General features: G+C 59.9%; 16 protein-coding genes. 11 read left to right on the forward strand and 5 right to left on the reverse strand.

Translation table 11 applies throughout. The annotated features are described in order from the left end of the window. Positions 1–4: 4 nt before the first annotated feature. Positions 5–883, reverse strand: coding sequence for a hypothetical protein (locus tag GSQ92_RS26985; RefSeq protein ID WP_159014641.1), 879 nt, complete (start codon positions 881–883; stop codon positions 5–7). 531 nt (positions 884–1,414) lie between these two features. Then, entirely contained in the window at positions 1,415–1,927 is a 513-nt protein-coding gene (locus GSQ92_RS26990; protein ID WP_159014642.1) for a helix-turn-helix domain-containing protein, read from the reverse strand. Positions 1,928–2,643: 716 nt separating this feature from the next. Between GSQ92_RS26990 and GSQ92_RS26995 the strand changes: the two genes are divergently transcribed. The 7 genes from GSQ92_RS26995 to GSQ92_RS27025 all read left to right on the forward strand — a co-directional run bounded on the left by GSQ92_RS26995 (position 2,644) and on the right by GSQ92_RS27025 (position 9,390). After that, entirely contained in the window at positions 2,644–3,117 is a 474-nt protein-coding gene (locus GSQ92_RS26995; RefSeq protein ID WP_159014643.1) for a hypothetical protein, read from the forward strand. An 8-nt stretch (positions 3,118–3,125) separates the two neighbouring features. After that, entirely contained in the window at positions 3,126–3,662 is a 537-nt protein-coding gene (locus GSQ92_RS27000; RefSeq protein WP_254066717.1) for a hypothetical protein, read from the forward strand. Between the two features lie 12 nt (positions 3,663–3,674). After that, positions 3,675–4,892, forward strand: a complete 1,218-nt coding sequence (locus tag GSQ92_RS27005; RefSeq protein WP_159014645.1) for a hypothetical protein — start codon at positions 3,675–3,677, stop codon at positions 4,890–4,892. A gap of 12 nt (positions 4,893–4,904) precedes the next feature. Then, a complete protein-coding gene (locus GSQ92_RS27010; protein ID WP_159014646.1) occupies positions 4,905–6,287 on the forward strand; it encodes a hypothetical protein in 1,383 nt (460 codons plus the stop codon). Between the two features lie 65 nt (positions 6,288–6,352). Then, positions 6,353–8,722: a DotA/TraY family protein gene (locus GSQ92_RS27015; protein ID WP_159014647.1), complete on the forward strand. Its 2,370-nt coding sequence runs from the start codon at positions 6,353–6,355 to the stop codon at positions 8,720–8,722. A 101-nt stretch (positions 8,723–8,823) separates the two neighbouring features. Beyond that, complete coding sequence (locus tag GSQ92_RS27020; protein ID WP_216856996.1) at positions 8,824–9,021, forward strand: hypothetical protein; 198 nt, start codon at positions 8,824–8,826, stop codon at positions 9,019–9,021. 57 nt (positions 9,022–9,078) lie between these two features. After that, complete coding sequence (locus GSQ92_RS27025; RefSeq protein ID WP_159014649.1) at positions 9,079–9,390, forward strand: hypothetical protein; 312 nt, start codon at positions 9,079–9,081, stop codon at positions 9,388–9,390. Here the strand turns inward: GSQ92_RS27025 and GSQ92_RS27030 are convergent, their stop codons facing one another. The 3 genes from GSQ92_RS27030 to GSQ92_RS27040 form a co-directional block, all read right to left on the reverse strand. Further along, positions 9,391–9,945, reverse strand: coding sequence for a hypothetical protein (locus tag GSQ92_RS27030; protein WP_159014650.1), 555 nt, complete (start codon positions 9,943–9,945; stop codon positions 9,391–9,393). A gap of 3 nt (positions 9,946–9,948) precedes the next feature. Beyond that, positions 9,949–11,085 carry a hypothetical protein gene (locus GSQ92_RS27035; protein ID WP_254066718.1) on the reverse strand — a complete coding sequence of 379 codons (1,137 nt, stop codon included), beginning with the start codon at positions 11,083–11,085 and terminating at the stop codon, positions 9,949–9,951. Between the two features lie 79 nt (positions 11,086–11,164). Further along, positions 11,165–11,470 (reverse strand): hypothetical protein, encoded by a 306-nt coding sequence (locus GSQ92_RS27040; RefSeq protein WP_159014651.1) that lies wholly within the window; start codon positions 11,468–11,470, stop codon positions 11,165–11,167. A gap of 893 nt (positions 11,471–12,363) precedes the next feature. Here GSQ92_RS27040 and GSQ92_RS27045 point away from each other — a divergent pair. The 4 genes from GSQ92_RS27045 (at position 12,364) to GSQ92_RS27060 (ending at position 15,304) form a co-directional block, all read left to right on the forward strand. Further along, positions 12,364–13,194, forward strand: a complete 831-nt coding sequence (locus GSQ92_RS27045) for a response regulator (RefSeq protein WP_159014652.1) — start codon at positions 12,364–12,366, stop codon at positions 13,192–13,194. Between the two features lie 135 nt (positions 13,195–13,329). Beyond that, positions 13,330–13,689: a helix-turn-helix domain-containing protein gene (locus GSQ92_RS27050; protein WP_256367141.1), complete on the forward strand. Its 360-nt coding sequence runs from the start codon at positions 13,330–13,332 to the stop codon at positions 13,687–13,689. A gap of 218 nt (positions 13,690–13,907) precedes the next feature. Next, positions 13,908–14,693 carry a response regulator transcription factor gene (locus tag GSQ92_RS27055; protein ID WP_159014654.1) on the forward strand — a complete coding sequence of 262 codons (786 nt, stop codon included), beginning with the start codon at positions 13,908–13,910 and terminating at the stop codon, positions 14,691–14,693. Between the two features lie 254 nt (positions 14,694–14,947). Beyond that, complete coding sequence (locus GSQ92_RS27060; RefSeq protein WP_159014655.1) at positions 14,948–15,304, forward strand: hypothetical protein; 357 nt, start codon at positions 14,948–14,950, stop codon at positions 15,302–15,304. Positions 15,305–15,404: the final 100 nt, after the last annotated feature.

Raw genomic sequence — 15,404 nt, forward strand, 5'->3', positions numbered from 1 at the left:
GCCGCTAATACGCCAGTCCGGCGGCAATGCCATTGCGCGCATCGCGCCGCGATAGCCGCTTCAACTTTGTCTTCCAGTATGAAAAAACGCTGTTGGTCTGGCATCTCGCGAGTACGGCGCCGGCGGTTCTAGCGTTTGCCTCTCCAAGAGCCCGATCGAAATCGTCACGCAGATTCTTGCGCTTCGGCGCGACCGCCTGCAGCCATCCCATTTGAGACGTGATCGTCCGGTAGGAAACGCCATAGTCATCGGCAATTCGGCGGATGCGCTGACCGGACCAAATCCGCCAGCCGATATCGACTAAAGCTGCAGGATGGCGAGCCCAGTCTACTTCGAGACCTTGGCGCTTGGACGTCAGCTCGAAAACCCTGTCTGTTCCCTTCACATACCAACGTTCGGGAAGTCTCTGTTTGACACAAGTTTTTTGAGAGAGGGGTTCACTTGCGGCCTTCACTGGCCAATGCAGCGATCGTCGCTCACGTTTTGGCAGCCCCAACCTTCGGGCCTGGTACCAAACGCTGCCTCGCGTCCGGCTGAGCTGTTGGGCAATGCAAGCTGCGGACCAATTATTAAACCAGCCATCAACCAGAACCGTGAAATCGCTCTGCTTCCATGCACGGGCGCCGCCTGACCCTCGCCGCGGTCGATCATGGGGTGTAGGCAGATCAAATTGAACGGCGAGATCGAGTAACGAGTTCCGCGTGAGGGCTAGAAAGAAGCACAGCGCCTCAATGCCATGGCCCTTTGCAAACATGCTGCTGAGCAAGACGAGATACTGCGCCTCACTGAAACGACCCATGGTGCGGGGAGGATGCCCAACCCGATGCAATGGGAACGTCCTTGCTGTGGCGATGGTCTGCAGCGGACCTTCCAACAATGGCATCTTTGACCCTCGGCGTTGCGTCGTATCGCTTAAAGCAGAGCGAACACCCGTACGTCTATACGGTTAATCCATATATCGATTAAAACCTCGATGCGGTCCCATCTGAACCAAGCCTGGAGGGATTTTGGCTGGTGGGGAATAGACTACCGACACGCTCCCGGCCAAAAAAATTAGGCCGGAGATCGATTGCTATGCTGGATGAAGCCAATAAAGAAGACTATATGGCTCTGTCTGGATGTTGACCTCTCGCCGGGCAGGGGAAGAGGCCAAATTTGGCTCGGAGAGCCATTTCAGGACTTGGCTAGGAGGGGCTCTCGATGATCCTCGGGGCGGTTCACGTAATCGCTGCCTTATCTTGCGCAACACTCGAAGTAGGCGCTCAGGGGAAAGAGATTCATCGAGATATAGAACGGATTCGTGTGAGCAAGATAAACGTCGATGAGTCTGACCGGGACAACCACCCCAGTCATCGGCAAAGGTGGGTCTGGCTTCTAAGACCAGTCTCTGAGGAACCTTTGGTGGCGTCGGCGCCTACTGTGCCGCTTCGTCGCGTAGTTCCGCCGCAATGCGATCCAGCATTTGCAGTTGCGTCGTGAAGCGGGCCTTTACCATGCCAATGGTGTCAGCGACTTCCATCAGCTTCGCCGACGTGTTCATTGCCACGCGGGGGAAGAAGTCCCCGACTTCAAGTTCCAGCGCGGCCGAGAGTGTCATAAGGCTTTTGAGCGTCATGTTTGCCCGGCCAGCCTCAACCATGAAGATGGCCGCCGAGTTGAATCCACACCGCTGGGCAAGCTGCAACTGAGTCAGACCCAGCCCTTTACGAGTCTTTCGAACGACCTCACCCAGGTGCCGCATCGTGGGATGAATTTCCGTCCGAGGGGTCTGGGCCGCGCGTCCACGCGGCGTCCGCTTCGCCTCGTTCTCCTCGCCCTCGTTGAGGGCGTCCTCATCCGGCTCCAGCTCCGGGTCCGGGTCCGATAGACGAACAGCGGGTTTCGGGATCGTCGGAGGCGAGGAGATGACCGGGACAGCTCCAGCCACCTTCGGACGTCTCTTTTTGTCTTCCGCGGGGAGAAGTGGGGCTTTAGTGACGGATTTAGCCATTCCGTCCTGCCTTTACGCTCAAGTTACCGTCCTTTCTCTCTCGTTCGAAGAGGGCCCCGTGACGCAAACGCGCCGGTCGTATGACCCTCAAAAACGAGCCTGACTTCTGTCAAAACCTGCAGAATCAAACAACCCCCGTTCGCGCCGGAGTGGTGCACTCTACCCCAAAACGGGGGACGATATGGGCATCGCGATGGGTTTTGGTGTGGCGGGCCTCGTTTTGATGCTGCAACCCATGCCGGCGGATTTCAAGATCGATGGAGCATCACACAGTCCGGCCGTGGTCCGGGAGAAGGTCCCTTCGGCGCCAACGTGGAACCCGGCAACGGCCAGTCCCAGACCCTCTTGGCCAGCCCGTAGGGAAGCCGCCATAGCCGTCGGCTTCGGCCGGCACGTGCCTCTGGAGTTCGCCGTCCGCCAGGTCGCTCCCCGCTGGGTCCACGTGAGCTATGGCGCAAGCGTAGACTGCGAGGTCCCTATCAGCTGGCGTGGCGGCAGACCATGGAACCAGGTCCTCGGAGGAGTGTTGACGCCCCTTGGCCTGCACATGACGATGTTCGGCCGTACGCTCTGGATCCGCCGCTAAATTCTTCCCAATTGTTCGCGCCGTCCTCGGTCACCCTCTTCTCATGTGATGTTATGAGGAGGCCGCGGTGCCTGATTTGGCGATGTCGTCCGTCCAGGACTGGTTTCGACGTGAAGAACCGGGCCGGCCTTGGGCCCTGGAGCAACCAGTTGCGCCGGCCGAAGCCCAGCCAGATGTTGAGCGGGCCCTTGTGCGGCTCGGCCACGCGCTGGGCGAGGCCGCCGCCAGGGACCGGGCCGCGCTCGCCGCTCAGCTTCAAGCGAGCCCGCTCAGGGACGATCTTCGCGCCCTTATGGGGCAGCTTGGCTTCCCGAGAGCCCTCCGGCTTTTAGGCTGGCTTGTGCAATCCGAGCTGCCGGAAAGCGATGCCATCCTGTCTGCAGTGTTGGAGACCGACCCCTCTGGCATTGGTCAGTGCCTGCAATCTGCCCTCGTAGAGGCAGCAAGACGGGCCCTCCTGGAGCGGATCTATGCGCCGGACCGTCTTGCGGCCCTGATGGCCGCCTGCGAGCCCGCAGACGGTTCGCGGGCGGCAGCATGATGCGCCGCATGGCTCTTGCCGTCGCTCTGGCTCCACTGCTTCCCGTCGCAGTCATGGCCCAGAGCGCAACCAGCACAACAGGCAGCCAAGCCTGCGCGACCATCGTCCAGGCGGCCGCCAATGGCACGGCGGCACGCATCGCCGCCGACGACACCAGCATCAACCCGCCGCAGAGCGTGACCACCCTCTCCTGTTTGCAGAACTTCTTCGGCGGGGCCGGCCTCAACGTCATCACCAACCTGTTGAACCCGGCAAGCCTCTTGCAGGCCGTCGAAGGGCAGATCTGTCAGGCCGCCAACACCGCCTGGCAGAACGCGGTGGGCTCAGCCGAGTGCGGTCTAACCGTCACCGGCTTCAACACGGGGTTCGGTCTCGGACTAGGCGGCGGGACCATGTGTCCGAAGCTCAACTTTGGCGGCGACGGGCCGCCGATCGGTTCTGTCAGCACCGGCTTCAATACCCAGCAGGGCTTCGGCCTGTACATGAACGGCGCGCCGTCGGCTCCGACTGGATATCCAGTCGTTACGCCCGGCGGCCTCTATTAGTGAGGGTCGCCGATGCGCCGCACATTCCTCCTGACGACCACCGCCGGAGTTGTCCTCGGCAGCGTCATGTTCAGCCCCGTTCCTGCCCATGCGCAGCTCGCGACAATCGACGTGGCCTCGATCGCCACGGAGATAAAATCCCTCGCCCAGGAGACCGGCATTCTCGACGTGCTCGACGCGATGAACGCTGTCCAAAATACCGTGTCCGACACAATGAAGGACATCAACACCGCCATCGGCAACACGACTTACGGTGACACGAATACATTGCTGCGAGAGGGCTTTACGCAGGACGCCAATTATTCGAAAGCCCAAGTAGGTGCTCAGGAGCAGATCACCGACGCGTCCAACACAGCGATGGCACGCTTCCAAAGAAACGTCCGTGATGCCGAAATCCGTGACGAACAGACGCCGAACGTCCAGAACTGCACCGCACTGGACAGCGGCCAGGTCGTCACCGCCGCCGCCCTTCAGGGATGGCGCACCGGGCAAACCATCGAAACCGTCATGGACTCTCGCGGCGAAGCTCTGATCGGAACACCCGCCTACTATGGCGCCGGCCAGGCAATGCAGGCCGCGGGGCAGGTTCATCTCAGCCGCTACTGTTCATCGACCGACGCTGCGGCCGGGCTCTGCACGGAAGCTGCCATGGCGATGCAAAACGCCGATCAGCGTGCCTCCAGCCTCTTCGGCGCCGACAACCTCACCGACCAAAACGGCATCAACGCCGCCAACGACTACGGCACCAACCTGATACAGCCGCTCGTTCCGGCCGCCCTGCGGATGGACCAGCTCACCTCGATCAACGGCCAGGATGCGGCAGCCCATCGTCGCGAATACAATGCGCGCATGTCGCTGGCGCGGAGCGTCATCGATCTGGCGATCGGGCAGCAGACGCCAGGTGTGGCCCTCACAGTCCAACAGCAACAACTGCTGACGAATGCAGGCCTACCCATTCCAGCAAGCGGATCATGGTTACAGGCCTTGAGCTTGGAAGCCACCCGCCGGATCAGCGACGTCACCTGGGCGGCAAGTCTGCAGGCCATGCCACCAGCCTCGGTCGAGCGCGAGATAGCGACCGAGCTCGCGCTCAGTAACTACCTGGCGCTGCAGAACTACCGGGTCACCCTGCTCAACGCGACCATCGCCGCGACCCAGCTCTCCACGACCGAAGAGTCAAATTTCCGGCCAACCACGACCATGCCCGTCCCCTCAATGGCCTCGAACTGACAGGACGCTTCCATGCCCGACAGCAGCACAGCTCCCATCGACCCGCGCCCCGCGGACGCCGCCACCCGCCGGGATCCAATCCACGACCTCATCACACGGCTAGATCGTGACGCCTCTACGGTCACCACCAAGGACCCCGATCTCAGCCGCACCATTCACCGCCTGGCTGACGCGGCCGGCGCACGACCGGATCGGGTCGAGAATGCGACCTTCAGAACCCGCGTCGCCTATGCCCTGCAGGACATGGAAAAACTCGGCGGTCCTATCACCGCCGTGCCGCAGGCGCTCCGCGAAGAGATGGGTCGGCTCGCCCTCACGGCCCCCGGCCTGCAAGACGAGCGTCTGCAAGCCCTGATGAGGTCGACACCAACCATGGATGACGCGCGCCTCGTGCGCGATATCCGCACCTTGGCGAATAATGTCGGTGCCGGGCGTACGCCCGAAACCGGGGCGCCCCTGCGGGACCTCGTCGACGCTCTGGAAAACCGGGTACGGCTGTTACCCTCTGCCCCCGGCCCCTCGTCAAGCGACTTTGATCCGCGCTCCACAAGGCTGGATGACAAGGCCGCCCAGATCGGAGGCGCGGGAAGCGAACGCGCACAAGCGGCTCGCTCGCCTGGAGTTGAATCTCTGAAAGCACGCCCAGAATTCAACGGAGAGCCGCCGCAGAACCCGACCGCCGGCATCAACGAACAAGCTCGGCCCCAGGCGACGGTCGCGGCCCGCGGAGTCGGGGTGGTCGGCCTGGCATTGGCGGCGCTCGCGAGGCACGCTCGTCGAGAGAGCCCCAACTGGGACCGACAACCAACGTCAGTGGTTGATCGATCGGCGCGCCACGAGAATGCCTTCCAGCAGCAGCGCGATGACGCCACCATTCGGAGCGCGGAGAAGTCGCAACGCGCCGCCGTGGAGGCGGTTCAAGCTTTCGCGCAGGGACCCGTTTCCAACATCCTGACCAAGATTCAAGACGCTGCCAAAGCAGAACCGGGCGGCATGCAGGCCGTGTTGTCGGAGATGCGCGAAGGCGGCCGTTTCGCCGGCCTCCGCTCGCAATTCAACGCCGATCTGGTAACGGAGCGCGGGGCCGCAGCTGCCATGGGCAGGATGGCGGGAAGCCTTCAGCAATACGGCGCCGACCGCTCGGCCGTGGCCGCGATCGGCGCGCGGCAGAATACAGCGGCGGCGCTGGATGCCCGCTTCGAGAAGATGGACGCGGAAATCGGCAGGGCCACTTCCGTCATCCCGAGCAAGCAGGACGGCATGAGCGTCATGGACGACCTCGGAGGCAAGTTCCGCGAAATCCTCGATCGCGCAATCAATGCCGTAAAGTCGGCCTTCACCCCCTCCGCTGAGCGCAACCCCCGGGCCTCCGCTAGTCCCTCTCCTGCCCCCTGACATTCGGGGCTTTGTTCGCCCCATAAACCTTCATCCTCGCAGCAACATAATCCTGCGAGGACGTGATGCGTCGTTTATGGCCCGCCGTGTTGGTCGTGCTACTCACCGTGGTCGCCATCCCCGCCTTCGCGCAAACGACAGCCACCAATAGCGGCTTCAACCTGAGTTGGAGCGCCCTCAACCCCGGAAACGACTGGGCGGCGACGGTCATCCAAAACGTCTTTCCGATCTCCGGCACCAAAGGCGTCTCGCCGACGCAGACCACCGTCATCGGCCAGATGATCGGCCAACTGACGGGCTTCGTCGCGGCGATCGCAATGGCCTTCCTTTGCTACTCGACCATCATGCAAATCCATCGCGGCGCAGAGACGTCTCGCCTCCTCGGCAATAACATGACGGGCATGTTCATCGTTCGGCTCGGCTTCGCGGCGATCATGATGTTCCCCGTGCCAACGCTCGGCTTCAGCGTCGGGCAGGCCGCTGTGGTCAAGATGTCGCTCTGGGGCGTCGGCATGGCGAAATCTGTCTACACCCAAGCGGTGCAGGCCATCGGTCCAGATGCCATGGTGGTCGCCCAGCCGATGATTCCCGGCACGGAGACGATCGTCCTCGGCCTGATTCAAAACGAGTTGTGCCGGTCGCTGGTCAATGCTGCTTCAAACACCACCAACGCCGCTATGCAACTTGTTCCCGAGCCGAAACCTGTCTTAGTCGGCGATCCAACCGGCGGCCAAGAGACAATCCTCGGTTATAGTCTCTCAGTTGGCAATGTTGGCTCGACGCCAGCCTGCGGCACAGTGACGATCTCCGCTCCCCTACAAGGTGCCACCAATCTCGCCGGGGTCGCTGTCGACCAGAGTGCTATCCAGCAACAAGCACTGGCCACGGTTCTCGGCACCGACATCGCGCCGCAGGTACGTGCAATCGCGACCAGCTTCTTTAACGACAGAAAGGCTTCCGATCTCAACGGGCTTATGTCCGTTTTGACTGGCGCCACCCGCGACTACACGACCGAACTCACCTCTGCCGCGGAGAGAATAACGCTGCAACTTCGCTCCTTGCTGCAAACAGGCGGCGCCGCCGCGCTCGCCAATAGCAGCACCAATCAGACCAAGCTCAGTGCGCTCGGCTGGACCGGAGCTGGCGCCTACTATCTCGAATTCGCTCGCCTCAACGGCCAGACGCTCTCGCTCCTCAGCGCTGTTCCGCAAGTGACCCCGCCAAGCTATGACGGCTTCGGGCCGTCGCTCTCCAGCGACCTGGCGCCGCTCGTGCAGTCCTCCGCCGCCTTCCTGACCACACTGTCGAATTACGTCACGACACAGGACGGCATGAACCAACCCGGCGGCCAGGGAGACCTCTTCTCCGGCGCAACGCCGGGCACGGACGGTTCCGGGCTCATCGAGCAAGTCTTTCGTAGGCTCCATCTCAACGACTACGTGCTGCAGCTCTTACAAACGGCAATCGCACCGACCGGAAACCAGTGGACCGACCCATTCTCCGCGCTCATGGGATTGGGCAACCTCATGGTGACCGTGGCGGTTTCCGCAATGGGGCTCGCGGCTTTGGCCGCCTCCGGCACCGCCTCGACGGCCACAGCAGCATTCCAAATTCTGACGCTTAACTTCACCGGCGCTGGCCTGACGGCCGCGGCGCATTTCCTCATGACATTTCTGAGCACGCCGATATTCGCGTTGCTCCTCGGCTTGCTGATTCCGGGGCTCACGATCGCTTTCGTGTTGCCGTTGATCCCCTGGATCATGTGGATGGCCGGCGTCATGGGCTGGCTTATCCTCGTGTGTGAAGCGGTCATCGCGGTGCCGCTGTGGATGCTGGCTCACATGACGATGCAGGGTGAAGGGCTGCATGGCCGCGCGAGCGAGGGATATGCCCTGCTGTTCAACGTCTTGTTCCGCCCGGTCCTCATGCTGTTCGGCCTCTTCCTCGGCTACTTCATCTTCGCATCCATCTCCTTCCTGATACGTCAGACCTTCGGTATCGCAGCCGGGTTCATTCTCGAGCACGGCTGGATCGTCACGAATGTCCTGGGCGTGGTGGTGCTGCTTTCGATCTTCGTCATGACGCATGTTGTGGCGGCACTCATGTCGTTCCGGATGATCTCGCTTGTACCGCATCACGTCCCCCGTCTTCTTGGGTTTCACGGGGCTGGTCGGGTGGATATGGATCAGTTTAGTAAGGACGCCGCGCTAGTAGGCGTCGGGGGAACCCTAATGAAGATTGACGAGGGCATGACGAATGGAATGCAAGCGGCAAGCCTAGGTCGCATCGAAGGTGGCTCTCGTCCGAGCCTCGCTGGTCCGGGAGCTGTAGCAGGCTCGGCGGACAGCCCTTCCTCCGGACGTACCCCAGGTGGTATGGATACGACGCTGCGCGCTACCACAGACTATGCACCCCCCTCCGACGAGGAGGCTTGAAGATGAGCGATGATATTCAGGATAGCGGACCAGGCGGTTGGGCTTGGTTTCAGCTAGGACGTATGGCCGCGAAGGCTGACCGGTCTCGGTCGGAAGCGATCTTGGCTATTTTTGCCGCGAGACGGCAGAAGCACGTCGTGGCGGATCCTTTACTTGCTCAAAATCAAGCGCTCGCGGCGGAAAACGCTCGGCTTGGGCAGGAGTTGGAGGTCTACAAGCGCAATTATCGTGAACTCGATGTTTGGGCCAGGGACGCGGAGAAGCAAATTGCTCGGCTGCTTAAAGAGCGCGACGAATAGAACCAGCGGTTCGCCCCGCCCACTCGCATGGTGGTCCCGTCCAGCACGGAGACCATCATGCGCCTTGTCCTTCCCATTGGCGGCCTACTGCTTCTGACTTTGGCGGCGTGTTCCGCGCCTCCGAATGTCAAATCGGCCAGCGACTATAACGTCCCAAGCGCACGGGCGGTGAAGCATCCGCTCTACGATCCCTATGCCGCCTATGGACAAGCTAATGCCACGTGGCGCCCGCCCGTCGTTAATCGGGCGGGCACCATCGTGAAACCGTCGGACCCTTCAGTCGACGAGGGGCGGCCTGACTATGAGCACGCGCAGTGGGCGACCGGAGCGGCAGGAGGCAGCACACTGGCTCCCCCCGGCACGTTCTGATCAGCGCGGCAGGAAAGGCTCGGTTGTCGTCAGAAAAGCGGCGGGCGAGCCCAGCCGACGCGTTCTAAGCTGCCAGTTCAAATGGGCGCTCCGGAACGCCAGCAAGAAAAACAGCGTGCAAAAAGGCAGGAACTCGAGTGCCGAGAACAGCCGTGTACTGCTCATCCACATGTGCAACGCACCATATAGCCACAGCACCACCGAGACGGAACCCAGTCCAAACATCGCGTAGGCCGCTCGCGCGGTTTGCTTTTGACGGAGACGGAGCCGCGCCACTAAAGCCTCCACGCTCATGCTGTAGGACGATGCCGTGGCCGTCAGGTCAATGCTACCATCTCCGCCTATTTTTAACCGTGTGTCGGCTGGCGCTCCGCGTTTTACTAGGCACCAAAGCTGGCGAATGAAGCGGCGGCCTTCTGAGATTTCCTCGAAGCCGACATTAGCGAGCGGACTGTCGGCGATGAATTTCGCTCGCCGCCAGTTCCGGCGCACGAAGGACCGCTCAATCCCCTCTTCGCCTTTTGTGTCTTTTTTATCCTTTAGGACGAGGTCCATCGCTCAACGTCCGATCGAAGCGACCAATCCGCCCATGTCCGAAGGAATGCCGTCCAATCGACCGGCGATTCCATCTGCCTTGCGCCAGATCAGCGTCGGTGTGCCTTGAAGGTGGATCGATGCCGCTGCCGCCATGTTCATCTGCAGCATGACGCTCGCGTCGGAGGACGGAGTGCCAGTCGTTTGGCCCGTCTCCCACCGGGCAACCAGTTGATTGCTGGGCATGCTGACCAGGTTGAGCGCGCTTCTCGTGCTCAACCCATTATCCTCTCTATCGAGGATCGAGAGCGGGATGACATGTAATTGGACCTTCCCGGCCGTTATGAACGGCGTGAGCTGCTGCATCGCCCGCACCGAGAACGAACATTGTGGATCCATGAACATCCACAGTTCGGGCGCAGATGCATTACCAATGCTGCCGTGTGTTGTGCTCTGAGCGACGGCGATCAGGTCAGGAGGGCCATTCACTCGGTCCGCAGCACCGCCCAGGGCTCCTTCTGCAGTTACATCGGAGCCAATCCTCACCGTGGGAACCGTACCAGGAATCGCAGCCACCTGATCGCGTGTAAGGTCCTTGCCAGCCGCATCCCACATGACGCCGGGAATGACCCGTTCATTATCGGGGCTCGCGTAGAAGATCTGGAATTCCAGCCCATTATGGAGGAAGAGGGCGCGCAAGCCATGCTGGAGCGGAAGTTCGATCAGGTCCTGCCCGCCGATGGCCCTCAGCTGATCGACCGAAAGATCGGTCATCAAGCCTGCCACTGCTGCCTGACCGTCCGGGGTCACCTCGAACACCATGACCTGCGTGCCATGTCGGGCGGAGACCACGCGCAGCCCGTGCGATATTCCAATGTCGGACAAAGTTGCACCCGCGGCGGCTATGTGCGCCAAGGTAGGAACTGCAGTGAGGGTCGCCGGCGACCGCGACGCATCAGGTTTCGTAAGAGCCTGTTGATTCAGCGGCACAATGGGAGCGACTTCATGAATCAATGGAATTGGCGGACCGATCGCCGTTACGAGCGGTGGAAGCTCAACCGGCGTTTCAGCCTGCGCAGGTACAGGCAATGCGCAGTGTGATTGCGCGAACGCTGCAAACGGGAACACGGCGATCGCCGCCGCAAGAGAATATGCACGCATCGATGCCTCCGCAGGTGAACTACGCGGGACACTAGCGAGCGATGGGGCGAACGAGCGGCCGTTCCGCTACGCGGCCGCTTCATCCCTGTGCGATGACGAGGTTGAGGCGGGTCACCCCGCGATCAGACGGCGTCGGTTTCGCCGCTGTCGAGCAAACACCAGTCGTAACCTCTAGATTGTCCCGCGCGATTGAACGCTGCAGTGCGTACAATGAGTCAGGGTCCCAACCATGGTTTAAGGTGAGGGCGTCCAAGGCCCGCTGCTTCCATTCGATCCCAACCTGATCGACAGCATGCACCTCGGTAACCATCATTAGGAGAGCCTCGATCTCGTCCAGCGTCCGCAGCTCCTCCTCATGTATTGCCGCGACGTCGCCCTCCGACATGCCGTTGGCTTCAGCCCAGTTTAGGCTATTGCTGTCGAATCTGGCTGCCCACCGCGCCAGTCGGCTACACGCGGCGTGGAGATCAGAAAGGGGCCGGTCCAATAGGTGGTTTTGATTTGCGTGCTTCATCGTGATCTCGCTCATCACATACCCCTTTTGCAGTTGGACCATAGACTTCGGTTTCATCATGTTTTTCCGCATGCGGACCGGTCTGATCCCACATCGCCAGTCGGATCGACTCCAGATTGATGAGGCGGGGAGTAGCAGTATTCGCAATGCTATTAAGCGACAGTGTCGTGGCGCCGATACAGGGTCAGACTCGTACGCAAGGTTGTCACAGAGTAGCGAGTGGATCGGAGGACTCATCGCCTAACGCGCCACTTTCGAAGAAGCGGCAGAAGACACATGCCGCTCAACCTAACGCAAAGTTCATCCAAGTACAATGCGCAGATCATCTGATTCCATAGTGTGATTTACATCCTGCTTTATAGGAGCAGATAGAAAACAAGAGCAGAAAGAGCGGCCGAGGGGCAAGGATCGAAAGCCTTAGATCATCGCTGCCACACACCCAATACGCTGTACGAGATAATTCGAACAACCATCGATACACTGCCGACGCAATCGCATATCGTTCGCCCTGTTAGGAAACCATGACGTTATCATTCAGGGTTTTCATAACTGTTTGCAATCTCGATACGAAAGCGATGGGAAGTCCCCTGTTGAAGACGAACACTGTGATTGTTCTTAACGGCGTTACCGCAAAGATCAACTCACAGTCCGCATACATGGACAAGTTGTAATATGAGCCGCCTGATGCGCATCAATGCGCTGCCGACCCTACTGCACACGCGCCTCTTGCGGGTCGCGAGCAGAAATCGGGAAATTGCCGTGCGATGATTACGGTGGCGGGCCATATCCCAAGAATCATGATTGTCGACGACAATCGTACCAATCAAGCGATCCTCAAGCTGACCGTCGAGAACGCCGGCTATGAAGCTGTCGTGTTTTCATCAGGAGACGACGTCCTAGAAGCGTTCTGCGGTCCCGATCATTACGATGCCGCGCTGGTGGATATCTACATGCCAGAAATGTCCGGTACGGAAACGATCAAACACCTGAGAATGCTGCAACTGGCGAGTGGTCAGGCCCGGGATGAACCCTTTCCTATCATCGCTATGACGGTGGATGAGCGTGACGCCGTGCGGGAAGAGGCGATGATGGCTGGCGCAGACGCGTTTTTCACGCGTCCCTGGAACGCTGCGGAACTCCTCGAGACCTTGGCGAATCTCATGATCCGGCGGCAAATGGTTAAGGACACAGACCCGACCGTCGTTGATCTCCGGGAGCATCCCGGATTCCGGGTACAAGGACAGGCCAGCGTCGATGTCACGATCTTGGAAGATCTTTGGAACCTTGGCGGGGAAGCGCTCATCAAAGAGCTGGCAAAAACCTGGGTGTCTGATGCGGATGTAGCCCTTTTTTATATGCAAAGCATGGCGGAGCGCGGAGATATGCTGGGGTTTGAGGCCCGGTTCATGAGCATCCTGAGCTCGGGATCAGGCGTCGGCGCCACAGGCCTGAAGCCAATCCGGTATCTCCTGCGAAGGTTGGAGAACCAGAGCCCACAGGCTATCGCCTCTGTCGTGATTCCTCGACTTCGGCGGGAAGCTGAACTAGTCAACAAGGCTCTAGCCAGCTTTGTTGAGCTAAAACTGGCCTCTTGAAGGGAACTGGACCTGAACGCGCGGCATGAGAAGGCCCTCGACGCGGCGACGCACCGCATCGACCCTGGCCCTTCGGTTGAAGGCATCAGCGCCGCGATCGCTGGAGTCGACGCCGCAGTAGGGGCTCGTATCAATATTCGACGCCGTCAGCTCAGTATGAGCGCGAAGCGTTTGGGTGAGCTGGTCGGGGTGACTTCGAGCCAAATTGCGAACTATGAGTCTGGCGCGAGACGCATTGGGGCCGCTCGCCTCTATGCAATTTCGCTCGCGCTGCGCGTGCCGATCTCCTTTTTCTTTTCTGAGATGACTCCGCAGGAGTCGTCACTAACCGAAACTCCTTCTGAGATGACGGACAAGGCGGTCGAAGAGCCGGCGATGCGCACCATCCTGAGATTGGGTCAGCTTGCCGCATCGATTAAGGATCCAAAAATACGGGACGCCCTGCGCAGTTTACTGCACGCTCTGCCGCCGTTTCATCACAACCGCAAGGACTGAAGGCCTCTCGTTACCTTGCCTGGAAGCGAGCACCACCGAACCGGCAGCGTCAACTTGAATGGCTGCCTTTGAGACGTTGTCTAAGTATTTGTATATATCTTGCGCTGTCAGTTACACTAGGTTACGATTGGGCAATCTATCGTCACTAAAATAAGGCTATTTGGGGGCATTGAAACCGCTACTGACGAATTAACCGTCATCCGTCGAAAGTTTTAGACATGAACGATTTGAGCTCACTTCACTCCTTTTCTCCCCTCGATCTCGACGATGCACCAGATGGCGCCGAGCGCGTCGCGCTGTCGTCAGGCATGAATAATGGAGCCATCGCTACACCGGTCATGCTTAAATTTGCACTTGTTGACACTCACAACCTGACGCGGGAATGCCTTCTGGCGGCGCTGGCAAACGCTTATCCTGGAAGCCCGCTCGTAGGCTTCTCGTCCGTTGACGAGTGCGTTGCCGACGACGATGGTGGGTTTGACCTTGTCATCTACTACGCTCATGATTCTGAGGCGTCCCTCTCGGGAGCCTCGCGGCTTCGCCAGGCTTTCGAAGGTGCAAGACTAGTTGTGCTCTCGGATCTGGAAGAAGCCCGCCAAGTGGCTAAAATACGCGAAACGCTCGCGAGCGGTGCAGATGGATTTGTCTCCACGCAAACCACTTCTCTCGCGATGACCATCGCGGCAATACGGTTCGTGCAGTCGGGCGGAACTTACGTCCCCACAGCTATCCTGTTGAGTGAGCGTACAACTTCTGCAGCCACTCCCCCGATTATTCGGTCACCTCGCCAGCTGACAGTGCGGCAGGGAGACGTCATGGAGCAGTTGCAGCTTGGGAAGGCGAACAAGATTATCGCATTTGATCTCGGGATGAGCGAGAGCACCGTGAAGGTCCACGTTCGCAATATCCTGCGCAAAATGGGTGCAACCAACCGGACACAGGCGGCATTCGCAGGATACCGTCAGACAAGCGGGACAACGGCTAACCAGTGGGCATCGGCTTAATCTCCCTCAGCATCGAGCGGCATTGAAGCGGGCTAATAGAGAGGCGAACAAGCCTCTCTGTTGGCGGCATCGGCAAACGTTCTCCTTGGTATTCTCATCCTGGCGGGAACGCGACAATGCTGAGAAAGTCGATTAGCCCGGGCACATAGACAGCCGCCCGCGATGCGCGTAGTCGAATTGCACGAAGCAAGGCGGCCATCCGGCGAGAGAACTGCAAACGATCCGTTCGATGAGCTTAAGCAATGGGATATAGCATGAGCACGTTGAACCAACCGATTGCCGCAGGGTTCACGCCCGGCGAACGAGATTATATCCGCAGAGAGCTCGATATGTTCTTCTCGACATATCCGACGGTTGCCGAGGGCTTTATGGTCAAAACTTGGCGGGGTGGAGTCGACGCGGGAAAGCCTAAGCTTTCGCCGGTCGCCAAGGGCCTGATTGACCGAGGGCTGATGCGGCTTGATACCGGATCACGTGCCCCTCGATTGTTCTTCACGATAGAAGGGCTAGCCGAGCTGCGGGCGATGATGACGGATCGCCGTTTCGCCGACCCGAAGAAGTTTCAGCATATCCGCCAGGAGCTCGGCATCGACCCGGTTCCAGAATCCTAGGCGTTTACGAACGCCAACAACTTAGCCCGTCCTATTCAGCGGTAAGCGCTGATAAAGGCGGAAACGCGTAGGGCGCGGCTGCTCGACGCGCTTCTTTGTC

The sequence above is a fragment of the Acidisoma sp. S159 genome (genome assembly GCF_009766125.1).
Taxonomy (GTDB): Bacteria; Pseudomonadota; Alphaproteobacteria; order Acetobacterales; family Acetobacteraceae; genus Acidisoma.

Bases quoted from the DNA above. Each gene is read 5' to 3' on its own strand.
- GSQ92_RS27045 (WP_159014652.1), top strand. From the start codon at position 12,364: ATGATTACGGTGGCGGGCCATATCCCAAGAATCATGATTGTCGACGAC.
- GSQ92_RS27015 (WP_159014647.1), top strand. From the start codon at position 6,353: ATGCGTCGTTTATGGCCCGCCGTGTTGGTCGTGCTACTCACCGTGGTC.
- GSQ92_RS27060 (WP_159014655.1), top strand. From the start codon at position 14,948: ATGAGCACGTTGAACCAACCGATTGCCGCAGGGTTCACGCCCGGCGAA.
- GSQ92_RS27010 (WP_159014646.1), top strand. From the start codon at position 4,905: ATGCCCGACAGCAGCACAGCTCCCATCGACCCGCGCCCCGCGGACGCC.
- GSQ92_RS27055 (WP_159014654.1), top strand. From the start codon at position 13,908: ATGAACGATTTGAGCTCACTTCACTCCTTTTCTCCCCTCGATCTCGAC.
- GSQ92_RS26985 (WP_159014641.1), bottom strand. From the start codon at position 883: ATGCCATTGTTGGAAGGTCCGCTGCAGACCATCGCCACAGCAAGGACG.
- GSQ92_RS27040 (WP_159014651.1), bottom strand. From the start codon at position 11,470: ATGTCGGAGGGCGACGTCGCGGCAATACATGAGGAGGAGCTGCGGACG.
- GSQ92_RS27000 (WP_254066717.1), top strand. From the start codon at position 3,126: ATGGCTCTTGCCGTCGCTCTGGCTCCACTGCTTCCCGTCGCAGTCATG.
- GSQ92_RS27005 (WP_159014645.1), top strand. From the start codon at position 3,675: ATGCGCCGCACATTCCTCCTGACGACCACCGCCGGAGTTGTCCTCGGC.
- GSQ92_RS27025 (WP_159014649.1), top strand. From the start codon at position 9,079: ATGCGCCTTGTCCTTCCCATTGGCGGCCTACTGCTTCTGACTTTGGCG.
- GSQ92_RS27035 (WP_254066718.1), bottom strand. From the start codon at position 11,085: ATGCGTGCATATTCTCTTGCGGCGGCGATCGCCGTGTTCCCGTTTGCA.
- GSQ92_RS27030 (WP_159014650.1), bottom strand. From the start codon at position 9,945: ATGGACCTCGTCCTAAAGGATAAAAAAGACACAAAAGGCGAAGAGGGG.